At 72.7% G+C, this 14,655-nt stretch carries 15 protein-coding genes and 1 pseudogene; 12 read left to right on the top strand and 4 right to left on the bottom strand.

The annotated features are described in order from the left end of the window. Positions 1-29: 29 nt before the first annotated feature. Together Prum_RS41095 and Prum_RS52845 are read right to left on the bottom strand one after the other, a co-directional pair. Complete coding sequence (locus Prum_RS41095) at positions 30-689, bottom strand: PaaX family transcriptional regulator (protein WP_218577604.1); 660 nt, start codon at positions 687-689, stop codon at positions 30-32. Positions 690-751: 62 nt separating this feature from the next. Further along, positions 752-931, bottom strand: a complete 180-nt coding sequence (locus Prum_RS52845) for a hypothetical protein (protein ID WP_246278445.1) — start codon at positions 929-931, stop codon at positions 752-754. Between the two features lie 101 nt (positions 932-1,032). Here Prum_RS52845 and Prum_RS41090 point away from each other — a divergent pair, with 101 nt between their 5' ends. The 12 genes and pseudogenes from Prum_RS41090 to Prum_RS41040 all read left to right on the top strand — a co-directional run bounded on the left by Prum_RS41090 (position 1,033) and on the right by Prum_RS41040 (position 11,351). Further along, positions 1,033-2,052, top strand: a complete 1,020-nt coding sequence (locus Prum_RS41090; RefSeq protein WP_173082483.1) for a cupin domain-containing protein — start codon at positions 1,033-1,035, stop codon at positions 2,050-2,052. Then, positions 2,049-2,933, top strand: a complete 885-nt coding sequence (locus Prum_RS41085; RefSeq protein WP_173082481.1) for a fumarylacetoacetate hydrolase family protein — start codon at positions 2,049-2,051, stop codon at positions 2,931-2,933. Before Prum_RS41090 ends, Prum_RS41085 begins: the two co-directional genes overlap by 4 nt. Next, the gene (locus Prum_RS41080; protein WP_218577603.1) at positions 2,930-4,147 is read left to right on the top strand and encodes an FAD-dependent oxidoreductase; all 1,218 of its coding nucleotides are present in this window, start codon (positions 2,930-2,932) and stop codon (positions 4,145-4,147) included. Before Prum_RS41085 ends, Prum_RS41080 begins: the two co-directional genes overlap by 4 nt. Before the next feature lie 11 nt (positions 4,148-4,158). Then, positions 4,159-4,578: an acyl-CoA thioesterase gene (locus tag Prum_RS41075; RefSeq protein WP_173082479.1), complete on the top strand. Its 420-nt coding sequence runs from the start codon at positions 4,159-4,161 to the stop codon at positions 4,576-4,578. After that, positions 4,575-6,164: a long-chain-fatty-acid--CoA ligase gene (locus Prum_RS41070; protein ID WP_173082477.1), complete on the top strand. Its 1,590-nt coding sequence runs from the start codon at positions 4,575-4,577 to the stop codon at positions 6,162-6,164. Before Prum_RS41075 ends, Prum_RS41070 begins: the two co-directional genes overlap by 4 nt. Further along, positions 6,161-6,988: an SDR family NAD(P)-dependent oxidoreductase gene (locus Prum_RS41065; RefSeq protein ID WP_173082475.1), complete on the top strand. Its 828-nt coding sequence runs from the start codon at positions 6,161-6,163 to the stop codon at positions 6,986-6,988. Before Prum_RS41070 ends, Prum_RS41065 begins: the two co-directional genes overlap by 4 nt. Continuing rightward, on the top strand, positions 6,988-8,160 hold the full coding sequence (locus Prum_RS41060; RefSeq protein WP_173082473.1) for a thiolase family protein: 1,173 nt from the start codon (positions 6,988-6,990) through the stop codon (positions 8,158-8,160). Before Prum_RS41065 ends, Prum_RS41060 begins: the two co-directional genes overlap by 1 nt. A gap of 124 nt (positions 8,161-8,284) precedes the next feature. Continuing rightward, positions 8,285-8,626, top strand: a pseudogene (locus Prum_RS55485) (FAS1-like dehydratase domain-containing protein); the annotation flags it as partial. A gap of 35 nt (positions 8,627-8,661) precedes the next feature. Continuing rightward, positions 8,662-9,054, top strand: coding sequence for a MaoC family dehydratase (locus Prum_RS55480; protein ID WP_173084732.1), 393 nt, complete (start codon positions 8,662-8,664; stop codon positions 9,052-9,054). A 27-nt stretch (positions 9,055-9,081) separates the two neighbouring features. Next, the gene (locus Prum_RS41050) at positions 9,082-9,384 is read left to right on the top strand and encodes a hypothetical protein (protein ID WP_173082471.1); all 303 of its coding nucleotides are present in this window, start codon (positions 9,082-9,084) and stop codon (positions 9,382-9,384) included. Then, a complete protein-coding gene (locus Prum_RS41045; protein ID WP_173082469.1) occupies positions 9,327-10,139 on the top strand; it encodes an endonuclease/exonuclease/phosphatase family protein in 813 nt (270 codons plus the stop codon). Before Prum_RS41050 ends, Prum_RS41045 begins: the two co-directional genes overlap by 58 nt. Positions 10,140-10,388: 249 nt before the next feature. After that, positions 10,389-11,351, top strand: coding sequence for a phosphotransferase (locus tag Prum_RS41040; RefSeq protein WP_173082467.1), 963 nt, complete (start codon positions 10,389-10,391; stop codon positions 11,349-11,351). On the opposite strand, the gene Prum_RS41035 is transcribed toward Prum_RS41040, so the two are convergent. After that, positions 11,352-11,930: a GNAT family N-acetyltransferase gene (locus tag Prum_RS41035; RefSeq protein WP_173082466.1), complete on the bottom strand. Its 579-nt coding sequence runs from the start codon at positions 11,928-11,930 to the stop codon at positions 11,352-11,354. It lies immediately after the preceding gene. Further along, positions 11,917-14,649, bottom strand: a complete 2,733-nt coding sequence (locus Prum_RS41030; RefSeq protein ID WP_173082465.1) for an NACHT domain-containing protein — start codon at positions 14,647-14,649, stop codon at positions 11,917-11,919. The genes Prum_RS41035 and Prum_RS41030 overlap by 14 nt, the downstream gene beginning before the upstream one ends. Positions 14,650-14,655: the final 6 nt, after the last annotated feature.

Here is a 14,655-nt window from a genome sequence, read left to right as displayed (position 1 = left end):
GCGTTAACAGGGTGCCCTTCCTTGCAGCTCTAAGGCGCGAAGTCGCTGCCGTGACTGCGCACCAGCGCGGCCAGCGACGGCTCGAACTCGCTCACAATCTGCACCACCCTTTGCTCCGACAGCCGGGCCAGCCCGTCGTAGAGGTCGATGAACAGCTCCCGGGCGCGCGTACGCGGCCACCGCGGGGGCAGGAGCACCGCGGGCAGTTCGGGGTCGAGGTTGGGAAAGTTGCGCCAGTCGTCCATGAGGGCGGTGCGGGCGATCAGCGCCTCCGAGGTGCCCACCTTGCCGGCGCGCCACCGCTGCTGGACCGGCTCGTACTCCTCCAGCAGCCGCTCGTACTCGGCGCGCAGCGCGTCCAGGTCCCAGGCGCTGATCGGGTCGCCGCCGACCGGGCTGCCGTCGGCCACCTCCGCGGTGAACACCGTCGCGGTGTCCACACCCAGCTCGGCGAGGACCGCGGTGACCTCGGCGACCCGCTCGTGCGGGGAGACCCAGAGCCCGTCGTACAGGGACGCGAAGCCCCACCAGCCCAGCCGGGTGCGCAGCGTGTGCCGCAGGTCCCGGCGGTCTTCCGGCACCGAGAACGCGGCCACCGTCCAGCGGCCGGCCCACTCCTCGCCGCGCGCGCCGAACGACAGGATGTGCCGGCTGCCCTCGGTGAGCACCTCGGCGGCGCGGGCGCTCAACGCGTACGACGTGCGCCGCCCCGCCTTGGACAGCTCCAGCAGGCCACGCCGGGCCAGCCGGCTCAGCGCGGCGCGCGCGCTGACCTCGGTGATGCCGAACTCCCCAGCAACGCCACCAGGGCCGCCGACGGCAGCGGGGCGCGCTGGCCGTACCAGTAGTCGCCCAGCAGGGTCAGCAGCAGGTGTTGCGGGCTGCCGCCAGCCTGCATGCGGGGAAGGTCGACCTCGGCGTCGGTAGACATGCCGTCACTGTACAGATTCTCCGCCGCCCGCCACGGCCCCTGACACAGTGATATTAGACAGAAGTCTTGACGACAGGTCAGAGACGAGCCACTCTGGGGACATGACCGACCCGTACGAGGCGATTGCCCGGCTCGGCACCGCCCCGCTGTGGCGGTACTACGGCAACCTCTTCGCCGCCGAGCCCAAGAGCCGCGCGGTGCCGTACCTGTGGCGATACGCGGCCCTGCGGCCGTACCTGCTGCACTTCGCCGACGCGCTGTCGCTGGAGGAGGCCGAGCGCCGGGTGCTGATGCTGGTCAACCCCGGCCTGACCGAGCCGCCCGCGACCACCACCACGCTGTACGCGGGCATCCAGGTGATCGTGCCGGGCGAGACCGCGCAGGCACACCGGCACACGGCCGCCGCGTTCCGGTTCATCATCGAGGGCCGCGGGGCCTACACCACGGTGAACGGCGAACGGGTCCACATGCACCCCGGCGACCTGCTGCTGACGCCCGGCTGGCACTGGCACGACCACGCGCACGAGGGCGACGGCCCGATGCTGTGGCTGGACGGCCTGGACTACCCGCTCGTCAACGCCCTGGACGCCGGCTTCTTCGAGCTGTACGGCGAGCGCACGCAGAAGGCGGCCGCACCGGACGACCTGTCGTCGCGGCAGTTCATCCACGGCCGGCTCACGCCCGCCTGGGACCCGCAGCCCGGTCCGAACTCGCCGATCGGCAACTACCCGTGGACGGAGACGGCCCGGGCGTTCCACGCGATCGCCGACGACGCGGTCGGCAGCGACAGCGACGGCGTGGTGCTGGAGTACACCAACCCGTGGAACGGCGGCCCGGTCATGCCCACCATCGGCTGCCGGATCGCCCGGCTGCGCCCCGGCTTCCGCGGCACGCCCCGCCGGCAGACGCCGAGCACCATCTACCACGTCGTCCGCGGCGCGGGCGTGACCACAGTGGACGGCCAGCGGCTGGAGTGGGGCGAGAAGGACGTGTTCGCGGTGCCCGGCTGGGCGCTGTACGAGCACGCCAACGCGTCCGCCAGCTCCGACGCGGTGCTGTTCTCGTACACCGACGCCCCGGCGATCACCGCCCTGGGGCTCTACCGGGAGGAGATCCGGTGAGGCTGGCCGTATTCAGCTCCGACTGGGGCGCCCGGCTGGGCGCCGTCGACGGCGACGACCTGGTCGACATCACGGACCTGGTCGCCGCGCCGGCCGGGCTTGCCGGTCCGCTGCACGCTCTGCTGGAGCAAGGACTTGATCTGGTACGCCTGGCCGGCGCCAACCTGCGTGACCGTCCCCGGGTACCGGTGCGCGACGCGACGCTCCTGCCGCCCCTCCCCCGGCCCGGCAAGATCGTGGCGGCGCCGGTGAACTACCGCGACCACCAGGCCGAGATGGCCGCCCCGCTGACCGTCGCCGACCTGGGTGTGTTTCTCAAGGCCCCGTCGAGCGTCGTCGGCCACGGCGGCACCGTGTCCCTGCCGTACACGGACCTGCGCACCGACCAGGAGGCCGAACTGGCCGTGGTCATCGGCCGCCCGGCCCGGCACGTGAGCGTCGAGCGGGCCCTGGAGTACGTCGCCGGCTACACCTGCCTGTTCGACATCACCGTACGGTCCACAGAGGACAGGTCGACGCGCAAGTCGTTCGACACGTTCACCCCGCTGGGTCCGTGGGTCACCACGCCCGACGAGGTCGGCGACCCCGGCACCCTTTCGCTGCGCTGCTGGGTCAACGGGGTGCCCCGGCAGTCCGCCAGCACCGCCGACCTCATCTTCGGCGTCCCGCGCCTCATCGCGTACGCCAGCTCGGTCATGACCCTGTGGCCGGGCGACGTCATCGCGACCGGGACGCCGGCGGGCGTCGGGCCGATCCGGCACGGCGACCGGGTGTCGATGGCCATCGAGCGGGTCGGCCGCCTGGAGGTCACGGTGACCGCCGCGGACGCCATCCCGTACGCCTCCCGGCCGGGCGCGAAGACAGCGGCGGTGACCGCGTGAGCACGAACCACCGCCCCGTCGTCGTCGTGGGCGCGGGCCCGGTCGGCATGTCCGCGGCGCTGGCGCTGCGCGCGCTCGGCCGGCCGGCCACCGTCCTGGAGGCCGGCACCGAGGACCGGCTGCGGCCGGGCAGCCGGGCCATCTTCGTGCACGGGGCCACTCTGGAAGTGCTCGACCGGTCCAGTCCGGGCCTGGCCGGTGACCTCGCCGCGCACGGGCTGGTCTGGCAGACCAAGCGCACCTTCTACGCCGGCCGGCAGGTCTTCGCCCGCACGTACCCGCCGCCGGCCGCCGGCGTGCTGCCGCACTTCACCAGCCTGCCGCAGGTGGAGACCGAGCGGTACCTGCTGCAGGCGTGCAAGGCCGCCGGCGTCGAGTTCGTCTGGAACGCCGAGGTGGTGGACGCCGTCGCCGGCCCGGACGGGGTCACGCTGACCACCGTCGCCGGCACCCGCTGGAGCGCCGAGTACGCGATCGCCGCCGACGGCTCCCGGTCGGCCGTCCGCAAGGCGCTGGGCGTGCCGATGGAGGGCAGCCGCTCCGACGGCTGGTACGTCGTGGTCGACGTCGAGGAGGACCCGGGCGACCCGATGCCGGTCGAACGGGTGTTCCACTACGCCCATCCCCGGGTGGACGGGCGCAACGTGCTGCTCGTCCCGTTCGCCGGCGGCTGGCGGGTCGACCTGCAACTGCACGACGGCGACGACCCCGAGCGGCTGAGCCACGGCGACGGGCTGCGCGGCTGGCTGCGCGCGGTCCTGCCGCCCGCGTACGCCGAGCGGGTCGCCTGGGCTTCGACGTACCAGTTCCTGCAGGTGGTGGCCGACGACCTGGCCGACCCGTACCGGCGGGTGCTGCTGGCCGGCGAGGCGGCGCACCTGTTCGCCCCGTTCGGCGCGCGCGGGATGAACTCGGGCGTGCCGGACGCCGACGCCGCGGCCGCGGCCGTACACCTGGCGCTGTCCACGCCCGTGCCGGCGCGGGCGCGGGCCGCGGTGGAGGACTTCGCGCTGTCCCGGCGGCGCGCGGCGCTGTTCAACCGGGACGCGGCCGGTGCCGCGCTCGCCCACCTGCGGCCCGGCCCGCGCGAGCGGGCGGCGCTGGAGGAGGCGGCCCGCGGCGCCGACCGCGACGAGAGCTTCGGGCATTGGCTGGACACCGCACCATACGGGCCGCGCGACCTCCCGCCCGGCAATACGATCTACAAGTACTGAGGCTGTGAGTCATGGGTGAGCCCGCGTCGATCATCACGCGCCGTCGGCTGGAGTGGTCCGAGACCGATCCGATGGGCCGATGGCACTACTCGGCGATGCTGCGCTTCGTGGAGAGCGCCGAGACCGAGCTGCTCGTACGGCTCGGCGTCGAGCACGAGGTCGGTGGCCGGACGCCCCGGCTGAACCTGACCGTCGACTTCCTCGGCGCCCTGCACTACGCCGAGGTCGCCCAGACCACGCTGGCCGTCGAGCACGTCGGGCGCAGCTCGCTGCGCTACGCGTTCACGGTCAGCCGGTCCGGCACCGCGCTGGCCCGCGGGTCCCTGACCATCGCCTGGTTCGACCCGGATACGGGGCGGACCGCGCCCTGGCCGGAGCATCTGCGCAAGGCGTTCACCGAGGCGGGGCTGCAGGAAGGGGTGGACTCGTGAGAAGCACGATGGGGTCGATGCCGCTGTCCATCGGGATGGTGCTGCGGCGCGGCGCCGCGATGGGCCCGCACGCCCGGCTGGTCGGGTACGCGCCGGCCGGCCGGGCCGAACTGGGCTGGCCGGATCTGGCCGCGCGGGCCCGCCGGGTGGCGGCGGCGCTGCCCGGGCTCGGCGTACGCCCCGGCGACCGGGTCGGCACGTACGCCTGGAACGGGCTGCGGCACCTGGAGCTGTTCTACGGCGTACCGATCGCCGGCGCGGTGCTGCAGCCGCTCAACGTGCGGCTCTACCCGGACCAGATCGCCTGGATCGCCGAGCACGCCGACGACAAGGTGATCTTCGTGGAGGCGTCGCTGACCGCGCGGCTGGCCGAGATCCGCCCGAAGCTCACCGGCGTCCAGCGGTACGTCGTCCTGCCCGACGGCACGCAGCCGCACCCGGACTTCGAGGACGCCATCGACTACGAGGAGCTGCTGGCCGCCGCCACCGACGACGAACCGTCCGAAGTGGACGAGTTCGCGGCCGCGTGCCTGTGCTACACCGGCGGCACGACCGGCCGGCCCAAGGGCGTCGCGTACTCGCACCGCTCGCTGACCCTGCACGCGATGAGCGGCCTGTTCGTCGACTCGTTCGCGATCCGGGAGCGGGACGTCCTGCTGCCGCTGACCCCGCTGTTCCACGCCACCGCGTGGGGCATGCCGTACTCGGCCGCGCTCGCCGGCGCCGGCCTGGTCCTCGCCGGCCAGGACACCAGCCCGGCCACAGTCGTCCGGCTGATCCGCGAGGAGCGGGTGACCGTCGCGGCCGGCGTGCCCACGTTCTGGCTGGCGGTCGACCAGCTCGGGCCGGCGGCGGACGACCTGGCCAGCCTGGACCGGATCCTCTGTGGAGGGTCGGCGATCCCCCTCGAACTGATCCAGCGGTACCACCGGCGCGGGGTCGGCATGCAGCAGGGCTGGGGCATGACGGAGATGTCGCCGTCGGGCAACCTCACGATCGTCCGCGGGCACCTCGCCGGGCTGCCGGAGGCCGAACAGCTGGCGCTGCACGCCACCCAGGGCGTCACCACCGCCGGCGTGGAGCTGCGCGTGGTCGACGGCGAGATCGAGGTACGCGGGCCGTGGGTCACCGCGTCCTATTACGAGCCCGACGACGACGCCAACACCGCGCGCTTCCACGACGGCTGGCTGCGCACCGGGGACGTCGGCACCATCGACCCGGACGGCTACCTGCACCTGCTCGACCGCACCAAGGACCTGATCAAGTCCGGCGGCGAATGGATCAGCTCGATCGAGCTGGAAAACCACCTCATGGACCACGACGCGGTCGCCCAGGCGATGGTCATCGCGGTGCCGCACCCGACCTGGGGTGAGCGGCCGGCCGCCCTCGTCGTACGCAGCGGCGACGTCACCGCGGACGAGCTCATGACCCACCTGCGCGGCCGGGTGGCCAGCTGGTGGGTGCCCGACCTGGTGGAGTTCGTCGACGCGCTGCCGACGACCGCCACCGGCAAGTTCGACAAGCGCGGCGCGCGGGCGCGCTGGCAGGACAAGTTCGCACTCACCTTCAACGGAGGACCGCAGTGACCGGAATCTTGGACGGGCGGGTGGCCATCGTCACCGGCGCCGCGCGCGGGATCGGGCAGGCCACCGCCGCCCTGCTCGCCGAGCACGGCGCCCGGGTCGTCTGCGCCGACCTGGACGGCGACGCGCTCAAGCAGACCGTCGAGCTGCTCGGCGGGCGGGGCGTGGCGGTCGCCGGCGACCTGACCGACCCGGCCGTGCCGCAGGAGCTGGTCGCCCGCGCCATCGAGGAGTACGGCCAGCTCGACATCCTCGTCAACAACGCCGGCTACACCTGGGACGGCATCTTCCACAAGATGACTGACGAGCAGCTCACCGCGATGCTCGACATCCACCTGGTCGTGCCGTTCCGGCTGCTACGGGCCGCCGCGCCGGTGCTGCGCGAGGCGGCCAAACGGGACGCCGCCCAGGGCCGCGAGGTCTTCCGCAAGGTGGTCAACGTGGTGTCCATCTCCGGCACCATGGGCAACGTCGGGCAGGCCAACTACTCGGCCGCCAAGTCCGCGCTGGTCGGCCTGACCAAGACGCTCGCCAAGGAGTGGGGCCCACTCAAGATCAACGTGAACGCGGTGGCGTTCGGGTTCGTGGAGACCCGGCTCACCGCCGCCACCGCCGACGCGGGCACCTTCGACCGCGGCGACCGGCAGATCCAGCTCGGCATCCCGGCGCAGATCCGCGAGCAGGCCGCCGCCCGCATCCCGCTCGGCCGCGGCGCCACCCCCGCCGAGGCGGCCGGCGGCATCTTCCTGCTCTGCACGCCGTGGTCCAACTTCGTACACGGGCAGGTCGTCACCGTCGCGGGTGGACAGTCCGAGGGGATGAGCTGATGCGCCTAACCAACGTCGCCGTGCCGCTGGGGTTGGCGTGGTCGTCGCCGTTCTGCCGGTGGCAGGGGCCGCTCGCCGAGATGTCCAGTGTGGACCTCGCCGTCGACGTGACGAACCGGGCGCTGGACGCCCGCGGGTTCGACGTCCGCGAGATCAGCCATGTCGCCTTTGGTACGACCGTGCCGCAGGCCACCTCGTTCTACGGGGTCACCACCATCACGCCCCGGCTGGGGCTGCCCGGGGTGACCGGGCCGACCCTCGCGCAGGCGTGCGCCACCTCGGCCGCCGTCGTGCAGTCCGCCGCCGTACAGGTCGAGTTGGGCGCGCACCGGACCGCGCTGGCGCTGACCACCGACCGCACCAGCAACGGGCCGCTGATGGTCTGGTCCGCGCAGGGCACGCCCGGCGGCTCGCCGCACACCGAGCACTGGGTGCTCGACCCGATGAAGTGGGACCCCAACACCGGCGGCTCCATGCTGGACACCGCCGAGAACGTGGCCGCCGACGAGGGCTACACCCGCGCCGAGATCGACGAGGTCACGCTGCTGCGGTACGAGCAGTACTTCTCGGCGGGGCCTCGGAACTATCTCGTTGAGGCGCATGTCCCCGGGCGGCGCGGTTTCAGTATCGTCGGCGACGACTTCGGGGTGCACCAAACCACGGCCGAAGGGCTGGCCAAGCTCTCCCCGGTGCGGCCGGACGGGGTTGTCACGTACGGGTCGCAGACCCACCCCGGCGACGGCACCGCCGGGCTCGTACTGAGCACGGTCGAGCGGGCCCGGGAGCTGAGCGGCGGCGCCGGGGTGGCCCGCGTGCTGGCTGTGTCGTTCGCGCGCGCCGAGCGGGCCCGCATGCCCAAGGCGCCGGTGCCCGCCGCGCTGTCCGCCCTGGCCGACGCGGACCTGACCATCAAGGACATCGCCGTGGTCACCACGCACAACCCGTTCGCCGTCAACGACGTGTACTTCGCCCGGCAGACCGGCTTCCCCGTGGAGATGATGAACCCGTACGGCTGCAGCCTCGTCTACGGCCACCCGCAGGGCCCCACCGGGATGCGGGCCATCGCCGAGTTGATCGAGGCGCTGCGGGCACGCGGCGGCGGGCGCGGCCTGTTCACCGGGTGCGCGGCGGGCGACACCGCCGGCGCCGTGGTCGTGGAGGTTACCCCGTGAGCGAGCGAGCTGGCGCGGCGGCGTCTGGACTGAGGAGCGAAGCGACGAGGGAAGACGTCGCCTTTAGCGCCGCGCGAGCGAGCGAACCAGGAGGCACAGATTGAGCCCTTTTGACCTCTCCGTCGTGGACCGCTGGAGCGACGAGCGCACCGTCGAGGTCACCGCGGCCGGCGTCGAGGCGTACGCCGCGGTCGTCGGCGGCCCCTCGCCGGTGTACGCGGTGGCGCCGGCCATGGACCTCGTGTTCGCGGTCGCCGAGGCCGCGGTGCCGGCCGAGCTGCGCGCCCGCGTCGTGCACGGCCAGGAGGACCTCGTCTTCCACCGCCCGCTGCCGGTGGGCGAGAAGGTCACCCTGCGGGCCGCCGTCGTGGGCCTGCACGGGAAGGGCTCCGGCACCACCGCGACCATCAAGGTGGAGACCCGCGACGCGGCCGGCCAGCTCGTCAACGAGCAGTACGTCACCGAGTTCTACCGCGGCGTACCCACCGATCTGGCCGCCGGATCGGCGGCGCCCCCGCTGCCGCGCGAGCCGCTGGACGGTCCGCCGCTGCACACCGCCACCACCCCCCTGCCGCCCGACCTCCCCGCCAGTACGCCGACGCGTCCGGCGACCACAACCCGATCCACCTCGACGACGACTTCGCCCGCGCGGCCGGGCTGCCCGGCGTCATCGTGCACGGGCTCGCGTCGCTGGCCATCGCCACCGGCGTGGTCCTGTCCGCAAGCGGTAAGACCGGCCTACGCCGGCTCGGCTGCCGCTTCACCCGCCCGGTGGCGCCCGGCGACACGCTCACCACCCGGGTGTGGGCGCACGAGGGCGGCTACCGGTTCGACGCCGTGGACGGCCACGACCAGGTGGTCCTGGGGTCGGGGGTCGCCATTCTGACACCGTGAGGCGGCGTACCGCCCTACCGTAAAGGGATGATCCGCATCGCGACGTTCAACGCCAACAACCTCTTCTCCCGTTGGTCGTTCCAGACCGAGCTACCGCGCACGGTGTCCGACGCGGCGGTTCCCTCGGTGAACGTCGACGGTGCCGAGGCCGCCGGCGTAGCCGACCACGCCGCCACCAGCGACCAGCCGGTGCCCACGCCGGACGTCGTCGACGTGACCCTCCCGGACGGCACCCCGCTGACCGGCGTGCTGCGCACGTTCCAGGGCGGCTGGTGCGCGGCAAGGACCCCAAGGCGCGCGCCTGGATCGCACAACGAATCAAGGCGCTGAACGCGGACGTGCTGTGCCTGCAGGAGGTCGAGGACCAGGACGCCCTCGACGCGTTCCACCGCGACGACCTCGTGCCGCTGAACGTTCGGTACCCGTACCGGGTCGTGGTCGAGGGCAACGACCGGCGCCGCATCGACGTGGCCATCTGCTCCCGCCTGCCGATCACCCGGATCAGCTCGTGGCGGTTCTTCCCCAATGTGGACGACGCGGTGTTCAGCCGGGACCTACTCCAGGCCGAGGTGACCGCGCCCGACCGCAAGCCGCTGCGCATCTTCGTCAACCACCTCAAGAGCAACTTCATCGCCGACGAGTTCCGGCTGACGCCCGCCGAGATCGAGGCCGAGAAGAAGAACATCGCCGAACGCCGTACCAGCCAGTCCGAGGCGATCCGGACGATCCTGCGCCGGCAGCGGTTCACCGGCCGGGTCGTGATGACCGGCGACATGAACGACGCGCCCGACTCCCCCACCCTGGCACCGCTCGCCGACGTCGGGCTCGCCGAGCAGGTCGGCGCCGGCACCACCATCCCCAGCCCGAAGCGCAACGGCGCCCTGGTGGCGGACACGTTCGGCGACCTCAGCGCCCACATGTGGACCCACCGGCACCGGGCCAAGGGCGTCACCACGTTCCACCTGTTCGACCAGATCTGGACCACCCCCGACCTGCCGGTGGTCGGCGCGCACGTCATGCGCCGTACCCAGATCGGCGGCGACGGCTCCGACCACGACCCCGCCTGCATCGACCTAGACCTCTAACCCCTCCGCCCCTCCCCGCACCCGTCCGCACCCGGCGGCGCCGGTCCGCGCCGGTCCGCGCCGGTCCGTCGATCAAGGACTTTCGCGTCGATCAAGGGCGAACGGCCGTGCTTTGATCTCCAAACCACGACCGTTTGCCCTTGATCGGCGGGCAGGTCCTTGATCGGCGCGGGCAGGTCCTTGATCGGCGCGGGCGGGGGTCTTGTGGGCATGGAGTGCGGCGGGGACCGAGGGTCATATCATCTTAGGGTGGGCATTTTGGACACTGTGGTGTCCCGTACGCCGCTGAGCGAGCACGACGGGCGCTCCGGCGGCACCCTGGAGCGGGTCGTCCTCGCCGACGGCCGGCGGCTGATCGTCAAGCGCACCACCTTCGCGGCCGACCTCGGGCGCCGCCTCACCGGCGACATCGAGGGCCGCGAGTACGCCCTGTGGCGCGACGGCGTGCTCGACCGGCTCGGCGCGCCGCACGCGATCGTGGACGGCTGGCGGGACGGCGAGGAGACCGTCGTCGTCATGCGCGACCTGGGCGCCGCCGTCGTCGGCTGGGACAAGGTGCTGACCCGCGCCGAGGTGTCCCTGCTGCTCGCGACCGTGGTCGCGGTGCACCGCGCGGGCGCTCACGCGCCGGGTGACCCGCTGCTGCCGCTGCGGACCCGGATCCCGTTCTTCGCCCCGGCCCGGATGCGACCGGTCGCCGCCGAGTTTCCGCTGGCCGCCGCCGTGATCGAGGGCTGGGCGCACTTCGCGGACCTGGCCGACGCCGACGTGGCCGGCCCGGTCCTGGCGCTGCTGGACGACCCGGCTCCGCTGGTCGGCGCGCTCGCCCGGCGGCCACACACCCTGATCCACGGCGACCTGTGGCCGGTGAACACCGCGTTCACCGGCGACGGCGTCGTCCTGCTCGACTGGAACCTGGCCGGGTGGGCGCCGCCGGCCCTGGACCTGATGGAACTGCTCGCCGGGGCCGGCGCGGCCAACCTCGCCGTCACCCGCGAGGAGGCGATCGACGAGTTCCGCGAGCTGTGCGGCGCGGGCCACGACGAGCCGGGCCTGCGCCTGGCCCTGCTGAGCGGGCTGGTCGAGTTCGGCTGGAACAAGGCTCTCGACGCGGCGACCGACGCCGACCCGCAACGGCGGGACCGGCACCGCGCCGACCTCGACTGGTGGATCCGCCAGGCCCGGGTCGCGCTCGGACAGTTGACCGCGTGATCAGGCGGCCGGCCGCCGCATGATCCAGATCGTCAGCGGATCGGCCGAGACGGTGCGGACCACCTCGAAGCCGGCGCGCTTGTAGACCTCGACGTTGCCGGGGTTGCTGGTCTCCAGCACCGCCGGCAACCCGTCCTGCGCGGCGCGCCGCAGCCCGGCCGCCATGACGGCGTGGCCCCAGCGGCGCCCGGCCCGCTCCGGGTGCGTGCCCAGCACCCCGAGGTACCAGAACGGGCCGCCGGGCAGGGCCCCGTGCACCGCCTCGTCGTACGCCTCGACGCGGGCCAGCGCGTCCGGCGGGAGCTGGGCCGCGAGGTCGTCGCTGTCCGGCTCACCGGTCGGGGCGTCGGGCGCGTCCCACATGGCCAGCGCCGCGCCGCGCTCGACCGTCCAGATCGTGCCCCGGTCCACCCGCTTGTCGAAGAGGTGCCCGAAGAAGGCGGCCGCGTACGCCGGGTAGGTGTCCTCCTCGGGGAACAGGTACCGCAGGACCGGGTCGTGCGCGAACGCGGCCACCAGCGAGCCCATCGCGCGCTCGCGGTCCGCCCGGGTGGCCACGGTGATGTCAGGCGCCGTCATGATCACAACGGTATCCCGTCCGGATCGGCCGCTCAGGCACCAGCCAGTGCCGGCTGCGCGGATCGTCGTACATGTCGATGCACGGGTTAGGCCGGTACGGGTGGAACCGGACGGCCCGCGAGCACAGGCTCATGAGCGGCAACCAGTACAGCAGCAGCGGCCCGAGTGTCGCCAGCGCGACGTGAGCGGCAAGCGACCACGAGGCCACCGGCGCCAGCGCCACGGCGTAGGTGAGGGGAAGCGCGCCGAGGAAGACGATGATGCTTACTACGTCCGACAGATTCCAACCTTCCGTCACCCTCAACCAGTGCCCCGACTCCGCTAACTCTGGCACCCCGAAGTACCGCCGCGGCCACGACCCCTTGGCCGTGTTGTCCGTCCAAGTGCCCAGAGCGACGAAGACGCCGAACGCGACGCCCGCCAGCCCGATGTGGAGCAGGAGGGACCACCAGCCAAACGGCCGCACGAGCACGCGCCAGTCGATCGCCAGCACGGCGACCGTGCCGGCGAGGGCCGCCAGGCTCCCGACCACCGAACCGACGCGGCCCGGCCAGAAGAGCGAGAAGGACACCGACCGGGCGCGATCCCGCTCCACGCGCCCGAGCCGCCCGGCCGCACGCGCCTCGTAGAAGCGGTTGGGCTCGGGCGGGGTCACCTTCAGGTACTCCGCCCAGGCCAGCAGGGTGACCAGGTTGCTGGTGACCGGGAGGCCGTCGGTGAACGGGTACGCCAGCCCGCGGATCGCGGGGGTGAGGAAGGCCCGCTCGTACGGGTCCAGGCGGATCAGCTCGGCGAAGCCGTCCGGGTCCATGACCAGGGTCAGCAGCCGGCTGATCAGCGTCGCGCACTCGGGCTGCGCCTCGATGCCGGGTGCGGTGAGGCACCGCCACAGCGGCTCGACCAACCGAGGATCGTCAGGCGCCCGGGAGATGACGCGCGGCACCAGGCCGGCGATGCGGGCCGCGTTGGTGCCGGCGAGGGCGCTCAGCAGCGGCAGCAGCCCATCGATGTCATCGCGCAGCGCCCGCAGGTCGACGGTCGGGTCGGTCAGCGTCGTCGCCAGCCGGTGCACGGCCATCTCCTGCACGCTGGCCCGGGGCGAGATGGTGGCGGCGATCAGCGCGGACAGGTGCTGCTCGTCACCGTCCGGCGTCAGCCGGTCCAGGATGGCGGTGGCCACGCCGTCGGACGCCTTCGCCCGGCCGAGGCAGTGCCCGGCCAGCGCGGGGTCCACGGCGGACAGCCGGGGCAGGAAGTCGTTGGCGGACCGCTGCTCCAGGCCAGCGGTGTAGAACAGGATCACCTGCCGCCACTGCGCGTCGGTCGCCCGGCCGACCAGGACGTCGGCGCCGTCCGGCAACAGCCGCAACTCCTCGGCCACCAGGTGCTCCTGGATCGAGCGGTGCCCGAAGATGAACCGCCTACCCTCCACGACGTCGCTGAGCAGTCCCGAGCGGTCGACGATCTCGTCGACGAGCGCCCGCGGCTCGGCCAGGCTGTCCAGGTGCGGCGCCAACTGTTCGGCGAACCTGACGAGGGCGGTCTTCTCGAACTCGTCGAAGCCGGCCGGCTCGCGCGCGGAGGCGAGCGCGAACTCGCGCAGCAGCCGGTACTTGTCGCCCACCGGGAAGCGGAGCGCGTTCCCAACCGGGTCCCGTTTGAACCGGTGCCGGTCCAGCATTTCCTTGATCATCGTCTGGTACAGCTCGGCGATCGAGCTGGGGATCTCGTAGTAGTCCTTGCGGGCGTACAGGCCCACGGACATGGCCAGCACCAGCGGCGTGCGGTGCAGGTCGAGCGTGCCGGACGCGCGCACCGCCTGCAGGAAGCTCTCCGGCCCGTCGGCCGTCTTGAACTTCGACCGCAGCGCGTTGAGGTAGCTGAACACCTCCGAGTTGCGCAGCGGCGCGAGCGTGCAGACCCGGTCGGCGATCGGGCCGATCCACTGCTCGCGCAGTTCCCGGAAGTTCTGCTTGCGGCAGGTCACAATGATGCGCGCCAGATAGGTGGGCCGGTCCCGGTTGCTGTCCTTTGTGAACCGGTAGACGGCCTCCAGCACCGCCTGCTGCCGGTCGTCGGTGACCTCGTCGAGCCCGTCGAGCATGACGACGACCTGGCCGCGTTCGAGCAGGTAGGCGAGGAACCTGCCGGCCTCGTCCGGGTCCATGCCGGCGCCCGACACCAGGATCTCGCTGACCAGATAGTCGGCCAGCCCGCCGGAGTGCTCCAGGTAGCGGGAGAACTTACGGAGCTGGACGAGAAACGGCAGGTCGACCGAGGCCGGCCGGGGCCGGTGGACGCCGGGCCGCGGCCGGAGCACGCCAACCCCGTACGCCTTGAGCAATGTGGACTTTCCCGAGCCGGGGTCACCCTCGATGACCATATTGCCGGCAGCCCGGTCGGCGAGTACGTGGGTGGCGACGGCACGCACCTCGCGGTCGGCGTCCGGGTCGTGGAAGGAGAGCGAGACGAACGTCCGGGTGAGGTCCAGGTCCTCCTTGTCCTCCAGGTACGGGTTGTCGTAGACGCCCCACGTCTTGACGAACCAGGAGGCGTACCGGTGCTGCGGGCGCCCGGCCCGAAGCATCCCGGCGCGCCACCAGCGCCCGATCGCGCGGCGGCCAGGGGCGGCGACGAGCCCGACGACCGCGACGACCAGAGCCAGGAGCGCCAGGATGTCGCCGACGCTCCACTTGTGATCCCTGACCCAGTCCAGCACGCTAAA

The sequence above is a fragment of the Phytohabitans rumicis genome (genome assembly GCF_011764445.1).
GTDB classification, from domain to species: domain Bacteria; phylum Actinomycetota; class Actinomycetes; order Mycobacteriales; family Micromonosporaceae; genus Phytohabitans; species Phytohabitans rumicis.
Note: the sequence above shows the minus strand (reverse complement) of the source record. Positions and strands in the feature narration are given on the sequence as shown.

What these genes read in the sequence shown, in the direction of transcription:
- Prum_RS52845 (WP_246278445.1), bottom strand. Translation starts at nt 931, where the DNA reads ATGTCTACCGACGCCGAGGTCGACCTTCCCCGCATGCAGGCTGGCGGC.
- Prum_RS41090 (WP_173082483.1), top strand. Translation starts at nt 1,033, where the DNA reads ATGACCGACCCGTACGAGGCGATTGCCCGGCTCGGCACCGCCCCGCTG.
- Prum_RS41075 (WP_173082479.1), top strand. Translation starts at nt 4,159, where the DNA reads ATGGGTGAGCCCGCGTCGATCATCACGCGCCGTCGGCTGGAGTGGTCC.
- Prum_RS41060 (WP_173082473.1), top strand. Translation starts at nt 6,988, where the DNA reads ATGCGCCTAACCAACGTCGCCGTGCCGCTGGGGTTGGCGTGGTCGTCG.
- Prum_RS41050 (WP_173082471.1), top strand. Translation starts at nt 9,082, where the DNA reads ATGATCCGCATCGCGACGTTCAACGCCAACAACCTCTTCTCCCGTTGG.
- Prum_RS41035 (WP_173082466.1), bottom strand. Translation starts at nt 11,930, where the DNA reads ATGACGGCGCCTGACATCACCGTGGCCACCCGGGCGGACCGCGAGCGC.